The organism is Wolbachia endosymbiont (group A) of Scambus nigricans, assembly GCF_947251485.1.
GTDB classification, from domain to species: Bacteria; Pseudomonadota; Alphaproteobacteria; order Rickettsiales; family Anaplasmataceae; genus Wolbachia; species Wolbachia pipientis.
On record NZ_OX366356.1, the window covers coordinates 498,530 to 520,765 of the forward strand.

The following is a 22,236-nucleotide window of genomic DNA, read 5'->3' on the forward strand; positions in this document are numbered from 1 at the left end:
TAATGTCTGCTAACTTAAGTTTAGAATTAATAAAGTGTCTCATTAATCAACCAGGAGTGGATGTAAATGTTAGAGGATTAAATGGAAAGACACCGCTGCATTATGCAGTAGAAATTAACGAGTTTGGTATGGTTGCACTCTTACTGAACAGGAAAAATATTAATCCACTGATCACTGATGATGGTAAAAGTGCGCTCTCTTGTGCAAGAGAAGAAATATTACAGGCGCTAATTAATAACAAATACGGATCAGAGCAAGATAGCTTACTCCACTTAGCTGCGATGTTGAATGAAGCAAATGCTGTAAGGTTTTTACTCGACAAAGGGGTTAATGTTAATGAGCAGAATGCTCTACTACATACAGCATTACACTTAGCAGCAGGAGCTGGAAATGAAGAAATAGTAGAAATTTTAATTAGAGAAGGAAATGCGGATAAGGACATTCTTGATGCGAGAAATCACGCAGCAATTCATTATGCAGTAAACAACAAGAAAATAGGAGTAGTAAAAAAACTAGTAGACCTCGATGCATAGCCTTTCTTATAATAGTCCGAATGCGATAAGATATGTGTTTATGGCTATAGCAGGCCAGTAGCATATTACGGTCTGTTCGGATTATTGTAAAAAGAGCTATAAATAGGACCGGTAGTGGAGAAAATGCAACAAAGTTATCACCTCTTCACAATGCTGTAAGCGTTAGCAATTATGATGAACGAGATTTGTGTTTGGATATTGTAAGGTGTTTAACAAATGCTCCAAACTCCAAGGTCAATTTACAAGACTATGAAAATAAAACACCATTACATTATGCTGAAAGACTTAAAACAATAGAGGTTTTACTAACGCGAGAAGATATAGATCCTTTGATTAGAGATGATAAAGGCAAAGCACCATTTTGTTATGCAAGAGAAAGGAATAAACAAGATATAGTGGAAATTTTAATGAGTAGTAAATATGGAGAAGATAAAAACAGTTTACTTCATTTAGCTGCAAAAAAAGGATATGAGGAGTTCCTAGAAGAGATTTTAGAAGAGGGAGTTGAAGTAGATATTTTAAACAATAAAGGAGAATCAGCGATATATCTTGCAGCAATAAATAGACATTTTAATATAGTAAAATTACTGCTAAAGAAAAGAGCAGATGCTACAGATGTTTTTCAGTACGCAATAACAACAAATAACGTAAAACTGATAAAGTTATTAAGCAAAGAAAAAGATATAGTTTTATTTGGAAAAAATGACAACTTTCCAACGTTTCATTTATTGAGCAATAAATATTTTGAAGAAAGGAAAATAGCAGACAAAAAAATAAAGAAATATATCAATATCATCTGTGTTTCTATAACAGTATGTGCAATAGCGATAGTGGGAATTTACCCTAACATTATAGCTGCAGTAATGGTGGGAATAGTTGCACTCATAGCTGCAATAGTAATGAGTAATTTAATTCAGAAGTATATAGAAGAAGCGCTTGAAAAGAAAATGTTTATTGAACTCGAAAGTGAGAAAACAAGTGAGAGCGTAAGTCCTAATTTAAGTGATGTTGAAGTATCATCTAATGATGGTGAAGAGCTAGCAATATGATATACGCCACATCATTTTCTGAAGGTTTAAAACCAGATCCAGAGCTTAAAGTATCAGAGTGGGCGAATGAGTATCGAGTTCTAGCACCAACTGCAGCATCAGAGCCAGGAAAGTGGAGAACGGAAAGAACTCCTTATTTAAAAGAAATCATGGATTCACTTTCTCCGTCCTCACCAGCAGAAAAAGTAGTATTTATGAAGGGAGCGCAGATTGGAGGAACAGAAGCTGGCAACAATTGGATTGGCTATATCATCGATCAAACACCAGGACCAATGCTAGTAGTACAGCCAACAGTTGAAATGGGAAAGCGTTGGTCAAAAGGAAGATTTGCGCCACTGATTGAAAGTACACCATGTTTAAAAAGTAAAGTAAAAGACCCAAGATCAAGAGATTCAGGCAATACTGTACAAAGTAAGGAATTTCCAGGTGGAATAGTAGTAATAACCGGAGCAAACAGCAGTGTAGGACTTCGCTCTATGCCAGTAAAGTATCTCTTTCTTGATGAAATAGATGCCTATCCAGGAGATTCAGGAGGAGAAGGAGATCCAGTACTGCTCAGTATTGAACGAACTAATACATTTGCACGGCGAAAGATTTTTTTAGTATCAACACCAACGATTCATGGAATAAGCAGAATTGAGAAAGAATTTGAAGCAACAGATAAGCAGTACTTTTTTGTACCATGTCCGTATTGTAATTACTATCAAGTTCTAAAATGGTCACAAATTAAATGGGAAAACAACGACGCAAGAACAGCACATTATGTCTGCACTGAATGTAGCGGCAAAATAGAAAATCATCAAAAGACAGAGATGCTAGACCGTGGAGAATGGAGAGCTACAAATCAAGTACACAATAGCAAGGTAATAGGATTTCACCTTTCAAGTCTTTATAGCCCAGTTGGGTGGTATAGTTGGCAACAAGCAGTAGAGGATTTTCTGCATGCAAAGGAAAGTGAACAATTACTGAAAGTTTGGATCAACACAACGCTTGGAGAAACCTGGGTAGATAAGGGAGAAGTACCAGACTGGAAGCAATTATTCAACAGAAGAGAATTTTTTCCCGTAGGCACAGTACCTAAGAGAGAAGCGGTACTTACTGTAGGTGTTGATGTTCAAAAAGATCGGTTAGAAGTAGAAGTTGTAGCATGGGGAAAAAGCCGTGAAAGTTGGTCAATAGACTACCGAGTATTTGAAGGAGACACAGGAAGTGGATAAGTATGGAAAAAGCTTTCAGAGCTCCTCAATCATCATTTTATCGGTGAAAATGGGCTTGAATATATGATAAGTATGATGGCAGTTGATGCAGGATATGCAACACAGGAAGTTTATAGCTCTTTTTACAATAATCCGAACAGACCGTAATATGCTACTGGCCTGCTATAGCCATAAACACATATCTTATCGCATTCGGACTATTATAAGAAAGGCTATACAACTGGGTAAGAGGTCATCAAGGGTCGGGAAGAGTAATGGCAGTAAAAGGTGTAAATAAAGCGCTAGTACCACTTAGCAGCCCAAGTAGAGTAGATATAACAGTTGGTGGTCAAAAGCTAAAGAGAGGAATAAAGCTCTGGACAGTAGGAGTGTCGATATTAAAGTCAGAGCTTTTTCAATTACTTAATATTTTGAAAGAAGAAGAGAAAGTGCCAGCAGGATATTGTCATTTTCCTGAGTATGCACCTGAATATTTTAAGCAGCTAACGGCAGAGCAATTAGTCAGCAAGGTAGTAAAAGGATACGCCAAACAAGAGTGGCAAAAGGTAAGAGAAAGAAATGAAGTACTGGATTGCCGAATTTATGCGAGAGCAGCATCTATTGCGCTTGGAATCGATCGTTGGCCAGAGAGTAAATGGAATAGTTTATAGCCTTTCTTATAATAGTCCGAATGCGATAAGATATGTGTTTATGGCTATAGCAGGCCAGTAGCATATTACGGTCTGTTCGGATTATTGTAAAAAGAGCTATAACTCTATTGGAACAGGAATAAAACCACAATCAAAAGCAAGAGATGGAGAATTTCGAAAGAAGGTGCAAGAATTATGGCTAAAATGGACAGATGAAGCAGACAGTAACGGAGTAAGTGATTTTTATGGATTACAAGCTATAGTGTGCAGAAGTATGATAGAGGGAGGAGAATGTTTTGTACGTTTAAGAACGAGAAAGCTGGAAGATGGATTTTCTGTGCCATTACAACTGCAAGTACTAGAATCAGAGCATTTGGACAATAAGAGCAATAAAACACTAGCCAATGGTAATGTAATAAGAAACGGCATTGAGTTTAACAGGCTTGGACAAAGAGAGGCATATTACTTATTTAGAGAACACCCTGGTGAAGGTTCGTTTGGTGAATCAGTGAGAGTGCCAGCAAATGATGTTTTACATATTTATAGACCACTAAGACCTGGTCAGATTCGAGGAGAGCCATGGCTTTCGAGTATACTTCTGAAACTTTATGAGCTTGATCAATATGATGATGCAGAGCTGGTGAGAAAGAAAACTGCAGCAATGTTTGCTGGATTTATTACGAGACTCGATCCAGAAGCAAATATCATGGGAGAAGGTGAAAGTAATGAGCAAGGAGTAGCACTATCAGGTTTAGAGCCAGGAACAATGCAGCTTTTAGACCCAGGAGAGGACATAAAATTTTCAGAGCCATCTGATGTTGGAGGAAGTTATGAAGCATTCATGAGACAGCAACTGAGGGCAATAGCGATTGGTACAGGGATAACATATGAACAGCTAACAGGAGATTTAACAGGTGTTAATTACTCATCAATCAGAGCAGGATTAATAGAGTTTCGTCGTCGATGCGCTATGCTGCAACATAACATTATAGTATTCCAATTTTGCAGACCAGTATGGAGTAGATGGCTAGAACTTGCCACTTTATCTGGAGAGCTTTCTACAACAGATAATCAAATATTTAAAGATGTAAAATGGATACCACAGGGATTTGATTGGGTAGATCCACTTAAAGACCAGCAAGCACAGCAAATGGCAGTAAGAAATGGCTTCAAAAGTCGATCGGAGGTAGTATCAGAAATGGGTTACGATGTAGAAGAAATTGACCAAGAAATAGCAGAAGATCAAAAGCGAGCTAATTCTTTTGGACTTTGTTTCGATTCTGATGTTAATCATAAAAGGGAAGGAAGGTGATGTGGATAAATAAACCAGTAATGGTAGAGAGAAGAAGCTTTGAACTACTATCATTATATAACAGCAAACAACCTATCTTTAAGAACTTAAAGCATTTTCATATAAACCCAAAAGGAATAGCAATAATACGTATTTATGGAGTTTTGACAAAAAAAACAGAAGCTTTTGATCATACTTTAGATATGACTTCGTATGAAAATATTCATGAAGAGATAGAGAGTGCTTTAGAAGATAAAAGCATAGAGACGATTCTACTTGACATAGACAGTCCAGGAGGAGAAGTAAACGGTGTCTTTGACCTAGCTGATTTTATTTATGAATCAAGAGCAAAAAAGAGAATTATTGCAATAGCAAATGATGATGCATATTCTGCTGCGTACGCTATAGCCTCTAGCGCTGAAAAGGTATTTGTGAGTAGAACTTCAGGAGTAGGAAGTATTGGAGTAATAGCAAGTCACATAGATCAAAGTAGGTTTGATGAAAGGCAAGGTATTAAGTACACCACAATCTTTGCTGGTAGTCGAAAGAATGATTTAAACCCACATGAGCCAATGACGTCTGAAAGTTTAGAAAGCTTACAAAAAGAAGTAGGCCGACTATATGAAATGTTTTTGCAGCTAATAGCAAGGAACAGAGGTCTTTCAATTGAAAAGATTCGATCAACAGAAGCAGGTCTATATTTTGGCGAGAAAGCAGTAAAAATAGGTCTTGCAGATGGAGTTACAACATTTTTTGAATTTATCAATAATCATAAAAGTAGGAGTGTTAGTATGACAACTATTGAGGAAGGCTACGAGAACTGTCGTGGAGAAATTTTAGAGATAATAAGATTATGTAATATATCAAAGATGCCAGAAAAGATAGGAGAATTTATTGAGCAAAGCGTAAGTGTTGAGCAAGCCAGGGAAGTTTTAATGGAACTGCTAGCAGAGCGAACGAAGAAGACAGAAATACTGAGTGCAATACCACAGAATTCAGGAGAAGATTTAATGATACAGGTAGCGAAAAGTCGGTGCATTTGATGGTCTTAACCGTGGTATATAATCGCCGCGGTAAATAAGTGTTCAAAACGTGCCACAATTATAACCGCCGCGTATAACAACTACAAATATGGCGGTAAAAAAATAAAAAAAGGAGAGAAAAAGACATGACAAGTATAACTGAGGGAAATAATTTAGGCGATCTTTTAAAATATGAAGTGTCCAACCTATATTCAAGAGACCAAATAACAGTAGCTATAGCTCTTTTTACAATAATCCGAACAGACCGTAATATGCTACTGGCCTGCTATAGCCATAAACACATATCTTATCGCATTCGGACTATTATAAGAAAGGCTATAAAGGTCAAAATCTTAAGCTTGGTGCAGTAGTTGCCAAAAAGACGGAAGATGGTTTTATTAGAGTACTTAATCCTGCTGGAACAGATGGCACACAAACAGCAATAGGTGCAATAGTAAGTGATGTAAATGCGACAGAAAATGCCAAAGCAGTAATTATTACTCGTGGTGCAATACTAGCAGATCATGCAGTTGTGTGGCCAGCAAATATCACTGAAGAACAGAAAGCTGAAGCAATAAAGCAACTTGAAGCACGAGGAATCATTATCCGTAAAGCGGCCTAAAGCTATATTAAACAATAAAAAACACAAAGGGGGAAAAGAAAAAATGCAAAATCCATTTACAAATGCAGCATTTATAGCTCTTTTTACAATAATCCGAACAGACCGTAATATGCTACTGGCCTGCTATAGCCATAAACACATATCTTATCGCATTCGGACTATTATAAGAAAGGCTATAGTATGACGGCACTAACAAATGCGATGAATATATTGCCGATAAATTATGGACGTGTTGAAAATTTAAACTTGTTTCCAAGTAGGTCAGTAAGATTTAGACATATCACCATAGAAGAACATAATGGAGTTTTAAGCCTGTTGCCAACACAAGTTCCAGGAGCACCAGCAACAGTAGGAAAAAGAGGAAAAAGAAAGGTAAGAACGTTTACGATTCCACATATTCCACATGATGATGTAGTGTTACCAGAGGAAGTACAGGGAATAAGGGCATTTGGATCAGAGAGTGAACTTAAAGCGCTGGCAGATGTAGTAACGGATCATTTGCAGCTAATGAGAAACAAACATGCAATAACGTTAGAACATTTGCGGATGGGAGCATTGAAAGGAATAATTTTGGATGCTGATGGATCGGAGTTATTAAATCTGTACAATGAATTTGAAATTACGCCAAAGGTAGTAAATTTTGCACTGGGAACAGCAACAACTGATGTAAAGCGTAAGTGTCTGGAAGTATTGCGCCATGTTGAAGATAACTTAAGTGGTGAATATCTGACCGGAATTCATGCCTTAGTAAGCCCTGAGTTTTTTGATGCACTCACTTCACATACTAAAGTGAAAGAAGCATATGAAAGATGGCAAGAAGGAGCAGCACTTCGAAATGATATGAGATCAGGATTTACGTTCTGTGGAATAACATTTGAGGAGTACATAGCCTTTCTTATAATAGTCCGAATGCGATAAGATATGTGTTTATGGCTATAGCAGGACAGTAGCATATTACGGTCTGTTCGGATTATTGTAAAAAGAGCTATAAATTTGCAAAAGCGCAGATAGTATTATCGGATAGTTGGAATTTAGGAGAAATAAACGCATGCTTTCCAGTTAGTAGTGTAGAGGAAAGAGGGAATAAATTTGTATTGGGAAGCGATAAACTTTCAGGGCAACATTGGAGTTTATAGCCTTTCTTATAATAGTCCGAATGCGATAAGATATGTGTTTATGGCTATAGCAGGCCAGTAGCATATTACGGTCTGTTCGGATTATTGTAAAAAGAGCTATAAAACACAAGCTAATTTTAGAAAGATTCAGCATTATCCATCGTTACAAAGTAGAAAATTATACAGATCAGAAGGTCAGAAAATATGTTTTAGCAGAACACAACGTTTACTATAAAAATGACTTGGATTCAGAGCAAAAAGACTCAATACACGAATTAGAAAAGCACATTTTAGTATTTTACCCGGGAGTACTGAAGTGGCATGAACATCGACATTTGCACAGAAGTTGGAAAGATAGTCGAATAATATCTCTAATAAGTTAAGTGCTTATATTTAGATACTCATATATTATATTAATAATAGGTAAAAGTGTATGAAATAAAAAGACTTGCTTTCTCATGCTAAAAAGGACATGACTTGAATAGCAGCAGGTAAATATAAGAAATTTGTCTGGCGCTAGAAAAGCTAATTTTGTGAGGTATGAAATGAGTTTTAGCAAGAGTAAGTTTTTTAAAGAAGTATCAAGTAACGGGTTTAAAAACATTAATAAAAGAAATGAAGAAGGAGAGACGATCTTGCATCAAGCAGTAGAAATCTCTGATTACAAAACAGTGAGATTATTAATAAAAAAAGGAGCAGAGGTAAATGCAAGAGATAAAAATGGTTATACACCACTACACTGTGCAGTATTTGCGAAAAGCTTAGAAAATGTAAAAGTGCTGCTAAGAGAAGGAGCAGAAGTAAATGCTACTCAATATGTCACTGGATGTACGCCACTGCACTCTGCGTGCAAAATAGGAGGAGCAGGAGTTGAAATAATAAAAGAGCTAGTAAAAGCAGGAGCTGAGGTGAATCAACTGAATAAATATGGTGCAACACCAATGTATTACATATGGGAAAGTGAAAAGTATCGTCTATGTGATAGCAAAGAGAGTGAAAAGGCAAGTAAATTTTTAAGAGAAAAAGGAGGAGTAACAAAAAGTAGGGAACTGACGTGCTATGGAATAGAGGGGCTAGTGGGAGAAATAGCAGACATGTTGAATGGAAGCTACATGCCGGAGCTAAAAATAATAGAGATAGGAGAAATAAGGAAGAGAGACAAATCGCTAATAAAGGAAAGATGTCAAAATTTAGCAAGCAAAATAATGAGCCAAGTGAATGAAATGATAGATGAGGTAGAAAATGTAGTGAGAGGGAAGGCTTAAAAGAGGGATTTAAATTTAAAGAAAAAGTGGGGTAAGTTATGGTAAAGCTGGGTAAAAAAGAGGAGTCACTATTAGAGAACTCGTTTAAAAATATTTATGAAAGAGACGAAAAAGGAAGAATAGCTCTGCATTATGCAATAGACGCAAAAACAGTGAGATTATTAGTTGAAAAAGGAGCGAATGTGAATGCAGCAGATGTAGGAGGATATACAGCACTGCACCTAGCGGTAACAGAGAAACGTCTAGAAACCGTGAGAGAATTGATAAAATCAGGAGGGAATGTAAATGCTGAAGAGTATGGCAATAAATGCACTCCATTGCACCTTGCATGTATGGTGGGGAAAGTGGAAATAGTAAAAGAGTTAGTGGAAGCAGGAGCAGAAATAGAGCAAGCAGATAAGTTCGGAATGACAGCAATGGATTATGCGAAAAATAACAAAGAAATAGCCGAAGTATTAAAGAAAGAAACAGACAGAATTGAAAAGCTATTTATGAAGGGCTAAAAATATGGAGAAAGAAATAGAAAAGAAAGTAATGAATTTAGAGAGAAAACCTTTGGGTGAGCTGAGAAAAACGTGGAAGAAGGTATTTGGGGAAGAGGCGCCTAGATACTCAAAGAAATATCTGATACCAAGATTAGCTTATAGAATGCAGGAAAAAGCGTATGGAGAAATGTCAAGAAAAGGGTTAAAAAGACTAGAATATCTGGCAGATCGACTAGAGAAGGGAAAAAGAATAAGTAGCGATAAATTATCAGTAGAAGGGACAGAATTAATACTAGAGAGAGGTGAAGAGACGCATGCGGTAATGGTAACAGATAAGGGTTTAATCTACAGAGAAGAATTTTATACATCATTGTCAGCAGTGGCGGGGAAAATAATGGGAATGAGCTACAATGGGACGCTTCTATTTGGAATGAGAGATAAGGAGAAAGAATGCTGAAAGAGGTAAGATGTGCGATATATACTAGGAAGTCAAATGAAGATGGTCTGGAACAAAAGTTTAATAGTCTTGATGCGCAACGTGTAGCATGTGAAAAATATATAAAAAGCCGAGAAGGCTGGGTAGCATTGGCCAAAAGGTACGATGATGGAGGTTTCTCAGGAAAGAATTTAGAAAGACCAGCAATAAAGGAATTGTTTGAAGATGTAAAAAAAGGAGAGGTAGATTGTGTAGTAGTGTACACACTAGACAGACTATCAAGAGAAACAAAAGACAGCATCGAAGTAACGTCATTTTTTAGAAGGTACCGAGTAAATTTTATAGCAGTAACGCAGATATTTGACAATAATACGCCAATGGGAAAATTCGTACAGACAGTATTATTAGGAGCAGCACAACTAGAAAGAGAGATGATAGTAGAGAGAGTAAAAAATAAAATAGCAACATCAAAAGAACAAGGATTGTGGATGGGAGGAACTTTACCGCTTGGGTATAATGTAAAAGATAAGGAATTAATAATAAATGAAAAAGAAGCAAAAACAGTGAAGTATATATTTGAAAGATATTTGGAGCTGAGATCAATGGCAGAATTGGCAAGAGAGTTGAACAGAGAAGGATATCGAACAAAAGCAAAATCAGATATTTTTAAAAAAGCAACAGTGAGAAGGATAGTAACAAACCCAATATATGTGGGAAAGATAAGACATTATGATAAACAATATGAAGGAAAGCATGAGGCGATAATAGAAGAAGAAAAATGGCAAAGCACAAGAATTGATAAAGGATCAGCTATATAGAAAAGTAAAATATGAGGAAGCATTGCTAAAGGGAATAATAAAGTGCAAGAGCTGTGAAGTAAACATGACGCTGACGTACTCGAAAAAAGAGAATAAAAGGTATCGATATTATGTATGTAACAATCATCTAGGAGGGAAAAATTGTGAATCGGTAAATCGAACTATAGTTGCTGGAGAAATAGAAAAAGAAGTAATGAAAAAAGCAGAGCAATTATATGAAGAACGGGGAGAAAAAGGGGAAGAATGGAGTTTTGGAAAGCAGAAAGAAATAGTGAAAAAGTTAATAAAGAAAGTAATGGTAAAAGAGGATGGAATAGAAGTGTGTTTAGAGGATAAGGTGGAATTTATACCAATGAAGAAAAAAGGAAAGAAATGCACAGTAGTAGAACCAGAAGGTATAGCTCTTTTTACAATAATCCGAACAGACCGTAATATGCTACTGGCCTGCTATAGCCATAAACACATATCTTATCGCATTCGGACTATTATAAGAAAGGCTATAAAACAAATAATGCGCTACTGAAAGCAGTGGTAAGAGCCCATCTGTGGAAACGTCAACTAGAAGAGGGAAAATATGGAAGTGTGAAAGAGCTGAGTGCCAAAATTAATATAGGTACAAGACGTATACAACAAATTTAAAGATTAAATTATTTAGCTCCGAAGATTAAAGAAGATATAGTAAATGGAAGACAGCCAAGAGACTTGAAGCTAGCTGATTTGAGAGAAATACCGATGTTATGGAGTGAGTAAATGGAGAAGTTTTACGGCTCAGCGTTGTAACGTTTATAAAAATATAGCTCTTTTTACAATAATCCGAACAGACCGTAATATGCTACTGGCCTGCTATAGCCATAAACACATATCTTATCGCATTCGGACTATTATAAGAAAGGCTATAACAATATGAAAACATCGAAAAAAGTATGTGCCAGAAAATTAAAAAAGGTTATTGCAAAAGAAGCTGCTACAAAGAGCCATGCCAAAAGATATTGAGATTGATATAGAAAAGTAAGTCAATGTTACAGAATCAATTATGCGAAAAATATCAATATAAATGATGAATATTTTAACATATCGGATGCAACAGTGATAGAAAATGTATCCAATTTTAGCTGCATATTTTAATAGTAAACCTGGAGTGTAAAAGGCAGCTCAGCCAATTGTATGTTCCATATCCCCATTTTGTAGTCAGCTTAAAAACAATATAAAAGAGTATTCTTAGAAGACATTGGTACAACTTCCTTAATCTATAAATTATAGTAGTTTATATTTAAGTAATAATCTTCAACTTTTATGACAAATTAATCTACCTAAAAATTTCTCCCACAGAGTTATAAATCCTTCTTGAATCTTCACGTTCTAACCATGAATCTTTGTTCTTGTTAGACTCGCTTATTACTTCAGGATGCACTAATTTTCCAGACCTTTCAAAATATCCCCGTTTAATAGCACAGTAGACATCATAATCACCAAGTGCACAATCCTCGCCTAATTCTTCTTCATGACCTTTGAATTTTTCCAATACTTCCTCTTTATTACTCACTTTTACTATAATTTTGCTTTTATCTTGTACGTCAGGATACAGTCTAACGTCTATATTTCCCAAACTGGTATAGAAAGTTAATACTATATCGCTGCCTTCTGTAAGATCTGTGTAACTCCTCATGCCATCTTGGGTTATAATTTCCACCTCACTTTTGTCAATTTTTATTACACTCCTTCCATATCCTTTTTCTCCTTGAGGTATTCCTAAATTCCTTGTTCTATCTGTGATTTTTTCAACATCTATTATACTATCCTCTGAGTATTCTAAGTAAGATACACTGTTATCGATTTTTCCATCACACAGTTGACCACTGGTAGCATCCCTTGCAACTCTAAAAAATTCTTCAGCATAATTAATGTACTCTACATGAGCCTCGATTACATTAGCTTTATGATCTTTAAACTCTCGTTCTATTGTATCAATGACTTTTAAACTATCTGAATTTTTTAACTTTGCTCCTCTCGATATTAATGCACATACTATATCACTGGCAATTCCATAGCTTCCTCCTAGCTGAGCAATTTTTTCTAGTACGTGATCTGCAAAGTAATAATCTTTGTCTTTAGCAAAATTTAATCTCATTCCAGAAGCTATAATCTCATTTACAACTTCCTGTAGTTCAATCATGCTTCTAGCTTTTACTACCTTATTCAAAAACTTATTTAGCTTAGCAAGTTGATTTGTTTGATACATCTCTGATAAGAGACTATCACATTTTTCACAATTATCTTGCTTATTACCTACAAAGTCAGTTGCTCCTGCTTTTAAGAGTAAAGCTTTTACACCAGGAGATCGACAAAACGGCCAAATTGAACTATCACCCTTAACATTTAAAACTATCTTTAAATCTTGGTTATTTTTATGTTTACCTAAAAACTTTTTCAGATCTTCAACACCTGGACCATAAGGATTATCACAACCTTCATCAGAATCTGTAGCTTTAACCATTTTACGTAGTTGGTCTCTTAACTTTTTTTGGTTGTCAGTTAAAAAATACTCTATAACATTGTTGCTATCAATTGCAATTTGCAGTGGGGTTTTTCCATTGTTATTTTTTATGTTTAAATCAGCTCCTTTGCTTATGAGTAAATCCATAACCTTTTTGCTATAATCATTACAATTAGCAGCATAATAGTGTAAAGGTGTATTACCTTTTTTATCTTGTATATTTGGATCAGCTTTTGCATCTAAGAGATACTTTAGACCTTCATACTCACTGGAATAAATAGCAGTATCATGCAAAAGTGTTTTACCTTTATTATCCTGCATATTTAGATCAGCACCAGCTTTGAGAAGAGAATGAATGACTTCATCGTGTGCGACAAACACATTCAATACTGTTGTTCCTAGATGCCCTCTTTTTAGATTAAGAACGTACTTCAGGTCTTTATTTTTCTCGTTACTTTCTAAAAACTGCTTAAGATTTGAAAATGAGTTATAATTTCCCATATTAAAATCTTTTATAATACTATTGAGTAATTTTTGATTTAACTTTTTTTGACTCTCTTCCAGTTTTAAGTTAGGTGCATGAATAAGCCACTCATCTATTAAATCCTCTAAGTATTTTTTATCATCTATCAAACTTCTACCAGCCCGAAGCAAATCTCCCTTAATGAATTCATAATAACTATCTACTGGTAATTCAGTTGCTTCTGTTTTTGGACTACCTATTTCTGAACACTCTTGTCCAGCACTTGGGTCCCACTTCAGTTTTTGCTCATCAGTGTGTTTACTTTGTTTACTGATAGGTTCTGCAATATATTTTACTGACCCTGTACCCATATTACCTCCTAGCTCTAGATATAGATATAGATATAGATATAGAATATATACAATGTGTAGTATGTGTCAAGCTGATTTCAACACAATCTTTTTACTACTCATATTTTTGTTAAGTTTTTATGGTGAGTACTGCTAGGTTAAAAGTTGTTTATTACTGGAAGTTTTAGCCAATTTTACTATAGATCAACAAAATTGAGAACACCAGCTATATTTAATATATAGGAATATGATGGATTATGCTTTATAAGAAGTGCAAAAACTGCTGAAGTTTATACAGTAACCTGCGGAGCCACTTCAGCAGAATAAAAAACACATGCCAGTATCAGTAGAGAATTATTTATGAGTCAACTAACTTTTTCAAAAAATACTTTAGTAAAAGTACCATGCTAGTTAGTGTTATAAAGAATTCAATTGTTTACTCCTTCAAAAAAGATCGTATATTTTTGAGAACAAGTTGCGTAAAATAGGGTTGTAAAAATAGAAGTTTGAAATCTTTGCAATAAAGTTAGGCAAAATAGTTCGTATGTAGATGTGGGTGAAATGAACTAGTATGGCTAGTTTTAGCGTATAATAAAATTATCATATTAAAAAGTTCGTATGGTACACATGGTAGACCAACCGATTCCAAGAAAAATTGTTCTCACGCTTGCTGGTTTTGGGTGCTGGAAATGGTTATATTGTTTAGGTTTTTAACAGTATATATTACTAAATTAGTAGCAATATATTAAAGACTTTCATCAAAAATTATTCCATAAAAAATTTCTAAATAGGGGTTGATAAGTTTTAAAAATGGAGTATTGCACTGAGTAGGAAAATAGTTTTTTTTATATAGTTTATGAAAGATCAAACGAGCCTTACAATGGATTTTACGCATGCTATAGAAAATGACGACTTTAAACGGTTGGAGGAATATATTGATCAACATATTGATAAATATAATGTTAATCGTGAACTTTTAGATAAGTTGCCTTTGCTGTCCTGGGCTGCCTGTAAAAATAGTGTAAATGTAGCTCAACTTCTTCTTAGTATTGGTGCTGATATTGACATTAGATGTGACCAAAATTGGACACCTCTACACTATGCTGTTAGTGCAGGTCAATACGATATGGTTAGATTTCTTGTTGATCAAGGTGCCAGCATTTTAGCTAAGGATAATAATGTTAAGACACCTTTACGCATAGTAAATGAGCTTGGTAACACAGAAGTAGCAAACTTTTTGAGAGCAAAGCTAGATAAATATTTATTTTCTGCTATAGAAAGAAAAGATATTAGAAAGGTTAGTGATTTTCTTGATGGAGGTGCTGATATTGAGGCTAAAGGTATAAACAATCAAACGCCTTTGTGTGTAGCTTCTTGTAAGGGTAATTTGTATGTCCTTAAACTTCTTCTCAGTAGAAATGCTAAGGTTAACGTTCAAGATGATAGTAGAAAAACACCTTTACATTATGCTGCTAGGGAAGGTCATTCAGATGTAGCTGAACTTCTTCTTGGCCGTGGTACTATGATTGATGCTGAAGACTGTTTTGGTATGGCTCCTCTACACTATGCTGCTTACCACAATAGAAAAAATATGGTTAGCTTTCCTATAAAACAAGATGCCAAAATTGAGGCCGTGGATAAAGAAGCTAAAACACCTTTACATTATGCTGCTGGGAAAGGTCATTTAGATGTAGCTGAACTTCTTCTTGACCGTGGTGCTATAATTGATGCTGAAGACCGTTTTGGTATGACTCCTCTACACTATGCTGCTTGCTACAATAGAGAGGATGTGGTTAGCTTTCTTATAAGCCGAGATGCTAAAGTTGAGGCCATGGATGAAGAAGATAAAACACCTTTACATTATGCTGCTGGGGAAGGTCATTTAGATGCAGCTAAACTTCTTCTTGACCATGATTCTATAATTAATGCTAAAGACCGTTTGGGTATAGCTCCTCTACACTATGCTGCTTACTACAATAGAGAGGGTATGGTTAGCTTTCTTATAAGCCAAGGTGCTAAAGTTGAGGCCATGGATGAAAAAGCTAGAACACCTTTACATTATGCTGCTAGGGAAGGTCATTTAGATGTAGCTAAACTTCTTCTTGAATGTGATGCTATAATTGATGCTAAGGACTGTTATGATCGGGATCCTTTATATTATGCTGATTCGTATAATAAATTAGATGTAGTTAGACTGCTTGAAGGTAGGAATGGTGTAAACACTTGTAACCCTCTTACTAATTTTTTAAGTGCATGTATCCATTCCCCTATTGCTCGTTACTTCGGAAGTGTTTGCGTAGAAGGAGCGCCAATTTTATACAGAAGGCAACGTGCCTCTGCAATTGATCACAATGCTTTGGAAGGTAGTTTACGACTCTTCAGTATCTGTAAAGGAGGAAGAGAAGGTATAGATAAAACACGTTTCAATAAAGAGATTAGTTATCTACATGAAAATGCTTATTTGTATGATGGTTTACTGTTACAAGATGAGGAAAATCAAAACACACTTTTGCATGTGGTTATTAAAGAAAATCAGGTTGATCTTGTAAAAGAACTTTTGTGTATTCTTAAGGAGCCATATCGTTCGAATAAGGTGTATAAGTGCAAGTATTTTGAAGATAAGCAAGAAAATGAAAAGCCGCTTTCTAAAGTTATTAATTCTAAGGATAAAGACGGAAAAGATGCAATTACTCTGGCTATTGAAGGTAATGACCCAGAATGTATTTCGGCTCTTTTCAAGTATTTAACTTATGAAAATATTAACAGAAGGAAAGATGTTAAAAGCGATTACACACCTCTACATGAAGCTGTGCGTTCTAGAAGTAGTAACGCAATTAGTGCGCTTCTAAAATCAGAGCATGTAAACGTTGAGCTCATAGATGGAAGATCTTACAGAGCATGGAAATATGTTAATAATGAAGAAACAAAACAATTATTTATTAAGTATAATAGTGATAAAATTAATGATTTGCGTAAAGAATTAGCACATTGCAATGAAAAATTAGCGCAAGTCGAGTATTTCCTGTGCAGAACAAAACTTGCTTTTGTATGCTCTGCAGCTTTTGGCTCTTGTCTTAATATGTATAAAAATTTTCATGATGCAAGAAGTGGAGATATGCCAGGTGTTACCATTCATCCTCTCTTGTTGTTATTTTCTAGTGCTACAGGTCTAATAGTGTTGTGTAATCATTTTATCGATTTAACACTTTCAAAGTATAAAGAAGAAAGTGTTAGCTTGCAAAAAAAAATTGGACAGTTTTAGAGAAGCAAGAGATAAGTTGGAAAATAAATTACTTCATTTTCAAGAAGGTACATCTCAGGGTATTAGGACGAATTCAATTTCTACGCAACTATCTGATTATGATGACGTACCTGGAACATTATAGCTCTTTTTACAATAATCCGAACAGACCGTAATATGCTACTGGCCTGCTATAGCCATAAACACATATCTTATCGCATTCGGACTATTATAAGAAAGGCTATAAGTTAGGTAAGTTTTTATAAATGTGGAGGGACAAATGACTTTAAACAATGATGATTTATTAGTTAGTGCTGCAGGAGCAGGACGCCTTAGTGACGTTAGAGAACTTCTTGAGAAAGGGGCTAATATTGAAGCTAGAGATAGTGATGGTTACACATCTTTGCATAGGGTTGCTGAAGGAGGTCATTTAGAGATAATTAGATTTCTTATAGATAAGGGGGCTAACATTGGAGCTAAAAATAAGGATGGTGGAAAACCTTTAGATGTAGCAAATACCTCTCGTCAGTCAGAAGTAGTAAACTTTTTAGGACCAAAGCAAAGTGAGTATGATAGACTTTTATTTGCTGCTGTAGAAAGTGGGAATGTTAGTGAAGTTACAAATCTTCTCAATATTGGAGCTAGTATTGAAGTTAAAGGTGTAGAAAATGCGGAGTTTAGGTTGGCCCGTTATGTAAAAAGAATTATGGAGATGAGTAATTACCATAATGTTCATTCGGAAAAAAATCTGAGCTTGAAAGGATAAAAGGAGAATTACCAGAGTCAGTAAAGAATGCAGTATTTTCATCGGAGGTATGTATTAAAAGTGTTTACTATAGTAATGAGTATTTATATCCTGCTAGTGATTATCTTAGCCATGATAGGGATAGAAGGAGAGTATTTACTTGGAGGCCAGGGGCAAAGATAGTCCATGTCAATGGAAAATTGAGGATTGTGGATCTACTCGCAAGAAGCGTGATGTACAATATAGTATTACAAAAGAAGCTAAGTGTGATCTATCTTATGATAATGCATCAGACAATTCATCGCAAAGTGACGAAATAGGCTATAACAAAATAGGAGCTACAAGCGGAGCAAGTAAGCCGTCTTCATGGATAGATGCTGTTAAAGGTGTTTTTCAGTTTATCTCTTCCCCTTTAAGGGCTGCGTTGCCTTCATTTTCAGGAAATAGCTCTAGCCGTTCTGATACAGCAGGAAGTAGCTCCAATCATTCTGATACAGTAAGAAACCCAAATATCCAATATACTAGCTAATTTATAGCTCTTTTTACAATAATCCGAACAGACCGTAATATGCTACTGGCCTGCTATAGCCATAAACACATATCTTATCGCATTCGGACTATTATAAGAAAGGCTATACTTCCTTGAACGACTTTATAATATCCGATGTGTAAAAAAGAGCCTTTACAGGATTAACATCAGAAAACTTAGGAAGAGGACACTTTTTATCTAGAAAAGCTTGTAACAAGAAAAACATCAAGCTAGCATTATTACTCGCACAAACTTCACGACTATAGCCTTTCTTATAATAGTCCGAATGCGATAAGATATGTGTTTATGGCTATAGCAGGCCAGTAGCATATTACGGTCTGTTCGGATTATTGTAAAAAGAGCTATAACTATTGCATTCCAGAACAATTTGATGCATCATTCTTTTTGTAAAAAACATTCCACACTTTCTCTCCACTTTTTCTGGGTAAGGTCATCATAGCATTAGTTAGATGCATTAGAATTGATTATGATGATGTACATATAATGTTTAGGTTTCAAGAACTTGCTCTGGAAATGCAAAAAAAAATGTTCAACATTATGTCGCGAGTCAAACTTAGGGTATTTGGCGTCTCATGTTTAATTTTTCGCACTACGTGCATCGCATGTCTTTAAAAATTCTGGGTTTTTACCTATATAAGCCGAAACGCGCTTATAAAGCGTTACAAGACATCAAAAAATGCCAATACTCGACAGAGATAGTAAAAGACTAGCTAACTCGGGGATTCTTTGTCTTTTTTTCTGCTTAGTAAACTTCTTAAACATTTGCAGCGTAAGTTAGTTGCAATTAAAAGCAGCTTAATCTTGCTTGTCAAGCGTTTAAAACATAAAAAACGCCAATATTTTAAAGCGGATAATAACCCCGGGGCTTCTTTTGCCTTTTTTTTCATTTGGTAAATTTCTTAATGTTTATGGCTGAACGACAATCGTCATCCCGCTACGTGTTAGCGGGATCTATGCTTTGAGATACTGCGAATGAATCGCGGTATGATGGTTAAGTAAGGGATCTATGCTAAGAGATGCCAAAGACCTTCATGAAACTTTGCCCATTTGGCTTCTCTAAAGATTTCGTTTACAGAATCTAGTAACTCAGCTATGCAGAATAAAAAAAGTTTGTATGGTATACAAATAGTGTGTTTTTTTTATAATTATTTTCCATAATATATAAACCTTTGGTCCAAGCTGTAAATGCCACCATAGGAATTAAAAGTTAATTAACAAACTGCAATGTATAATGAAATAAAGAAACTTGTAAGACTTTGATCTTACAGATTATAAACTTGTCATAAATTAACAGTGTCTGTTACTGCTTTTAGGTGTGAGGCTAGAGGGTTATTAGCAGTAACAGACACTGTTAAACTTATTATAGAATTTACCTAAAGTAAATACTTAATTTAAAATATTATAATATTTTTACTTACAATAGATTTATGTAAATGCTTTTTTCCTCAATTAGTATTGTACTATTATACTTGTTGAATGCTAAAAAATTATCAACCATCACTAATCTCTATTTGCATAGTGAGTTTATATATACTATTATACAGTATATAACTTAGTTTTATAGCAAACAAGCAAAAGATATGGTGAAGTTATTTGCACTATTGATAATATTTTACTCAAATATATCTGTTGCCTCTGCTCCTACTTCCTGGCAATTTGGATTTCCTGCTCCTGCAACTGAAGTAATGGAGGCTGTAGTTAGGTCACATTCGTTTGTGATGCTTGTGGTGGTTACAATAATGCTTTTTGTGTGGGCGCTGCTTGCTTATGTAGCGTTTCGCTTTCGTAAAAGCAAAGTAACAAACATAAGTAAAACTACCCATAGTGTTCCTTTAGAAATTATTTGGTTTGTTATACCAACTATCATTGTTGGAATATTAGCCTTTGAAAACGCTAAATTACTGAAGCTACAGGAAGAAATACCGAAAGCTGATATAACACTGAAAGTTATTGGCCATCAATGGTATTGGAGTTACCAATATCCAGAATATCAAGGTGTGTCATTTGATAGTTATATTAAGGGAAAAGAAGACTTTATCGAAGGAGATTTAAAGCTATTCTCTGTTGATAACAACATCGTTTTACCCATTAATACTAATGTTCGTTTACAAGTTACAGCAGGAGATGTGATACACAGCTGGGGAGTACCGGCTTTTGGTGTAAAAATTGATGCGATACCAGGTAGGCTGAATGAGGCGTGGTTTAATATCAAAAAGTCTGGTGTTTATTACGGGCAGTGCTATGAATTGTGTGGTCAAGGCCATGGATTTATGCCAATTGTTGTTGAAGCAGTAAGCAAAGAGGATTTTAATAAGTGGATTGAAAATAGAAAATTAGTGAGTTAAATTTGGAGTATAGATATGAGTGACGTACCAAGGGGCATAAAGCGTTGGTTGTTTTCCACTAATCATAAAGACATAGGGACACTGTACATTATTTTTTCCATATTAGCTGGAATTATTGGTGGATTATTATCGGTGATTATTCGCACTCAGCTGATGCACATTAATATACTTAACAATAACTATCAATTATATAACGTAATGGTTACAGGGCATGCGTTGATAATGGTGTTTTTTATGATAATGCCAGCCCTCATGGGAGGATTTGGTAACTGGTTTGTACCTCTCATGATTGGCGCACCAGATATGGCATTTCCTCGTATGAATAATTTAAGTTTTTGGTTATTAGTGTCATCTTTTATTTTGCTCATTCTCTCAGTGTTTATTGGTGAAGGTCCAGGTACAGGTTGGACTTTATATCCACCTTTATCACAGGTAATGTCCCATCCAAGTGCAGGAGTTGACATTGCTATACTTGCACTTCATGTTGCTGGTATGTCGTCAATTGTTGGGGCGATCAACTTTATAGTTACTATATTTAACATGCGTGCGAAAGGCATGTCGTTGACTAAGATGCCACTATTTGTTTGGTCTGTCTTGCTAACAGCATTTATGTTGATTGTTGCCTTACCGGTGCTTGCCGGTGCTATAACTATGCTTCTTACTGATCGCAATATTGGTACTTCCTTTTTTGATCCTGCAGGTGGTGGTGACCCTGTGTTATTTCAACATTTATTTTGGTTTTTTGGTCATCCAGAAGTTTACGTAATTATTTTTCCTGCATTTGGCATCATAAGTCAGGTTGTATCAACTTTTTCTCACAGACCTGTATTTGGTTACATAGGGATGGTTTATGCAATGATAGGTATAGCAGTATTTGGCTTTATGGTTTGGGCTCATCATATGTTCACTGTTGGGCTTAGTGCTGACGCTGCTGCATTTTTTAGCACTACCACAATTTTTATCGGTGTTATAACTGGTGTAAAAGTCTTTAGCTGGATTGCAACTATGTGGGGCGGAGCAATTGAGTTTAAAACCCCTATGCTATTTGCACTAGGTTTTATTTTTATGTTTGTTGGCGGTGGCATAACGGGAATAATTCTTTCTCATGGTGGAATAGATAAGCTCCTGCACGACACCTATTATGTTGTTGCTCACTTCCATTATGTCATGTCACTTGCTGCATTATTTGGAGCTTTTGCTGGCTTTTATTATTGGATTGGTAAAATGTCGGGTAAACAATATAATGAGCGCTTAGGTCAAATCCACTTTTGGCTTACTTTTATTAGCACCAATATCACTTTTTTACCTCAACATTTCTTAGGATTAGCTGGTATGCCAAGGCGTATACCTGATTATCCTGATGCGTTTATCTCTTGGAATTATATATCCTCAATTGGTTCGTATATGTCCTTTGTTTCAGTTATGTTTTTTGTGTTTATAGTTATACATCTTTTTAAATGGGGCAAGAAAGCTGGAGATAATCCTTGGGGAGGTGACACCTTGGAATGGACGGTATCTTCACCACCGCCTTTTCATACTTTCGAAAAACCACCAGTGGTAAAATAG

At 35.4% G+C, this 22,236-nt stretch carries 15 protein-coding genes and 10 pseudogenes; 22 read left to right on the top strand and 3 right to left on the bottom strand.

The genetic code is table 11. The features are described from left to right. Nucleotides 1-2 precede the first annotated feature (2 nt). The 4 genes and pseudogenes from OPR46_RS06680 to OPR46_RS02905 form a co-directional block, all read left to right on the top strand. Nucleotides 3-1,582: pseudogene (locus OPR46_RS06680) on the top strand (ankyrin repeat domain-containing protein). Next, nucleotides 1,579-2,910 (top strand): annotated as a pseudogene (locus tag OPR46_RS02895) (phage terminase large subunit family protein); the annotation flags it as partial. The pseudogenes OPR46_RS06680 and OPR46_RS02895, both read left to right, overlap by 4 nt. Beyond that, a complete protein-coding gene (locus OPR46_RS02900; RefSeq protein WP_265043946.1) occupies nt 2,885-3,076 on the top strand; it encodes a hypothetical protein in 192 nt (63 codons plus the stop codon). The pseudogene OPR46_RS02895 and the gene OPR46_RS02900, both read left to right, overlap by 26 nt. Further along, a pseudogene (locus tag OPR46_RS02905) lies at nt 3,006-3,449 on the top strand (terminase gpA endonuclease subunit); the annotation flags it as partial. The gene OPR46_RS02900 and the pseudogene OPR46_RS02905, both read left to right, overlap by 71 nt. On the opposite strand, the gene OPR46_RS02910 reads toward OPR46_RS02905, so the two are convergent. Continuing rightward, complete coding sequence (locus OPR46_RS02910) at nt 3,397-3,579, bottom strand: hypothetical protein (protein ID WP_265043948.1); 183 nt, start codon at nt 3,577-3,579, stop codon at nt 3,397-3,399. The pseudogene OPR46_RS02905 and the gene OPR46_RS02910 overlap by 53 nt on opposite strands. Between OPR46_RS02910 and OPR46_RS02915 the strand changes: the two are divergent. The 13 genes and pseudogenes from OPR46_RS02915 to OPR46_RS02980 form a co-directional block, all read left to right on the top strand. Beyond that, a pseudogene (locus tag OPR46_RS02915) lies at nt 3,550-4,740 on the top strand (phage portal protein); the annotation flags it as partial. The gene OPR46_RS02910 and the pseudogene OPR46_RS02915 overlap by 30 nt on opposite strands. Next, complete coding sequence (locus OPR46_RS02920; protein ID WP_265043949.1) at nt 4,740-5,762, top strand: S49 family peptidase; 1,023 nt, start codon at nt 4,740-4,742, stop codon at nt 5,760-5,762. The pseudogene OPR46_RS02915 and the gene OPR46_RS02920, both read left to right, overlap by 1 nt. Nucleotides 5,763-5,887: 125 nt before the next feature. Further along, nucleotides 5,888-5,974: pseudogene (locus OPR46_RS02925) on the top strand (head decoration protein); the annotation flags it as partial. 107 nt (nt 5,975-6,081) lie between these two features. Then, nucleotides 6,082-6,363, top strand: a pseudogene (locus OPR46_RS02930) (head decoration protein); the annotation flags it as partial. After that, nucleotides 6,326-6,547, top strand: a complete 222-nt coding sequence (locus OPR46_RS02935; protein WP_265043951.1) for a hypothetical protein — start codon at nt 6,326-6,328, stop codon at nt 6,545-6,547. The pseudogene OPR46_RS02930 and the gene OPR46_RS02935, both read left to right, overlap by 38 nt. After that, a pseudogene (locus tag OPR46_RS02940) lies at nt 6,544-7,248 on the top strand (major capsid protein); the annotation flags it as partial. The gene OPR46_RS02935 and the pseudogene OPR46_RS02940, both read left to right, overlap by 4 nt. A 104-nt stretch (nt 7,249-7,352) precedes the next feature. Continuing rightward, a pseudogene (locus OPR46_RS06685) lies at nt 7,353-7,861 on the top strand (hypothetical protein); the annotation flags it as partial. 162 nt (nt 7,862-8,023) lie between these two features. Continuing rightward, nucleotides 8,024-8,743, top strand: coding sequence for an ankyrin repeat domain-containing protein (locus OPR46_RS02960; RefSeq protein ID WP_265043955.1), 720 nt, complete (start codon nt 8,024-8,026; stop codon nt 8,741-8,743). A 38-nt stretch (nt 8,744-8,781) separates the two neighbouring features. Beyond that, on the top strand, nt 8,782-9,246 hold the full coding sequence (locus tag OPR46_RS02965) for an ankyrin repeat domain-containing protein (protein ID WP_264705156.1): 465 nt from the start codon (nt 8,782-8,784) through the stop codon (nt 9,244-9,246). A 4-nt stretch (nt 9,247-9,250) separates the two neighbouring features. Beyond that, entirely contained in the window at nt 9,251-9,685 is a 435-nt protein-coding gene (locus tag OPR46_RS02970; RefSeq protein ID WP_265043957.1) for a DUF2924 domain-containing protein, read from the top strand. After that, a pseudogene (locus tag OPR46_RS02975) lies at nt 9,679-10,879 on the top strand (recombinase family protein); the annotation flags it as partial. The gene OPR46_RS02970 and the pseudogene OPR46_RS02975, both read left to right, overlap by 7 nt. Before the next feature lie 104 nt (nt 10,880-10,983). Continuing rightward, nucleotides 10,984-11,232: pseudogene (locus OPR46_RS06690) on the top strand (recombinase family protein); the annotation flags it as partial. Then, nucleotides 11,225-11,389 carry a hypothetical protein gene (locus OPR46_RS02980; protein ID WP_265043959.1) on the top strand — a complete coding sequence of 55 codons (165 nt, stop codon included), beginning with the start codon at nt 11,225-11,227 and terminating at the stop codon, nt 11,387-11,389. The pseudogene OPR46_RS06690 and the gene OPR46_RS02980, both read left to right, overlap by 8 nt. Before the next feature lie 399 nt (nt 11,390-11,788). Here the strand turns inward: OPR46_RS02980 and OPR46_RS02985 are convergent, their stop codons facing one another. Next, a complete protein-coding gene (locus OPR46_RS02985; protein WP_265043961.1) occupies nt 11,789-13,810 on the bottom strand; it encodes an ankyrin repeat domain-containing protein in 2,022 nt (673 codons plus the stop codon). An 835-nt stretch (nt 13,811-14,645) separates the two neighbouring features. On the opposite strand from OPR46_RS02985, the gene OPR46_RS02990 reads away from it, so the two are divergent. The 3 genes from OPR46_RS02990 (at nt 14,646) to OPR46_RS03000 (ending at nt 18,304) form a co-directional block, all read left to right on the top strand. Beyond that, nucleotides 14,646-17,051, top strand: coding sequence for an ankyrin repeat domain-containing protein (locus tag OPR46_RS02990; protein ID WP_265043963.1), 2,406 nt, complete (start codon nt 14,646-14,648; stop codon nt 17,049-17,051). 259 nt (nt 17,052-17,310) lie between these two features. Beyond that, nucleotides 17,311-17,796: an ankyrin repeat domain-containing protein gene (locus OPR46_RS02995; RefSeq protein WP_265043965.1), complete on the top strand. Its 486-nt coding sequence runs from the start codon at nt 17,311-17,313 to the stop codon at nt 17,794-17,796. A gap of 139 nt (nt 17,797-17,935) precedes the next feature. Continuing rightward, nucleotides 17,936-18,304 (top strand): hypothetical protein, encoded by a 369-nt coding sequence (locus OPR46_RS03000; RefSeq protein ID WP_265043968.1) that lies wholly within the window; start codon nt 17,936-17,938, stop codon nt 18,302-18,304. Between the two features lie 225 nt (nt 18,305-18,529). Here OPR46_RS03000 and OPR46_RS03005 read toward each other — a convergent pair whose 3' ends face one another. After that, nucleotides 18,530-18,691, bottom strand: a complete 162-nt coding sequence (locus tag OPR46_RS03005) for a hypothetical protein (protein WP_265043969.1) — start codon at nt 18,689-18,691, stop codon at nt 18,530-18,532. 1,214 nt (nt 18,692-19,905) lie between these two features. Here OPR46_RS03005 and coxB point away from each other — a divergent pair. Both coxB and ctaD read left to right on the top strand, forming a co-directional pair. After that, nucleotides 19,906-20,670 carry a cytochrome c oxidase subunit II gene (gene coxB / locus OPR46_RS03010; protein ID WP_265043972.1) on the top strand — a complete coding sequence of 255 codons (765 nt, stop codon included), beginning with the start codon at nt 19,906-19,908 and terminating at the stop codon, nt 20,668-20,670. Between the two features lie 15 nt (nt 20,671-20,685). Then, nucleotides 20,686-22,236, top strand: a complete 1,551-nt coding sequence (gene ctaD / locus OPR46_RS03015; RefSeq protein ID WP_265043974.1) for a cytochrome c oxidase subunit I — start codon at nt 20,686-20,688, stop codon at nt 22,234-22,236.

What these genes read in the sequence shown, in the direction of transcription:
- OPR46_RS02900 (WP_265043946.1), top strand. Translation starts at nt 2,885, where the DNA reads ATGCAGGATATGCAACACAGGAAGTTTATAGCTCTTTTTACAATAATC.
- OPR46_RS02920 (WP_265043949.1), top strand. Translation starts at nt 4,740, where the DNA reads ATGTGGATAAATAAACCAGTAATGGTAGAGAGAAGAAGCTTTGAACTA.
- OPR46_RS02960 (WP_265043955.1), top strand. Translation starts at nt 8,024, where the DNA reads ATGAGTTTTAGCAAGAGTAAGTTTTTTAAAGAAGTATCAAGTAACGGG.
- OPR46_RS02965 (WP_264705156.1), top strand. Translation starts at nt 8,782, where the DNA reads ATGGTAAAGCTGGGTAAAAAAGAGGAGTCACTATTAGAGAACTCGTTT.
- OPR46_RS02970 (WP_265043957.1), top strand. Translation starts at nt 9,251, where the DNA reads ATGGAGAAAGAAATAGAAAAGAAAGTAATGAATTTAGAGAGAAAACCT.
- OPR46_RS02985 (WP_265043961.1), bottom strand. Translation starts at nt 13,810, where the DNA reads ATGGGTACAGGGTCAGTAAAATATATTGCAGAACCTATCAGTAAACAA.
- OPR46_RS02990 (WP_265043963.1), top strand. Translation starts at nt 14,646, where the DNA reads ATGAAAGATCAAACGAGCCTTACAATGGATTTTACGCATGCTATAGAA.
- OPR46_RS02995 (WP_265043965.1), top strand. Translation starts at nt 17,311, where the DNA reads ATGACTTTAAACAATGATGATTTATTAGTTAGTGCTGCAGGAGCAGGA.
- coxB (WP_265043972.1), top strand. Translation starts at nt 19,906, where the DNA reads ATGGTGAAGTTATTTGCACTATTGATAATATTTTACTCAAATATATCT.
- ctaD (WP_265043974.1), top strand. Translation starts at nt 20,686, where the DNA reads ATGAGTGACGTACCAAGGGGCATAAAGCGTTGGTTGTTTTCCACTAAT.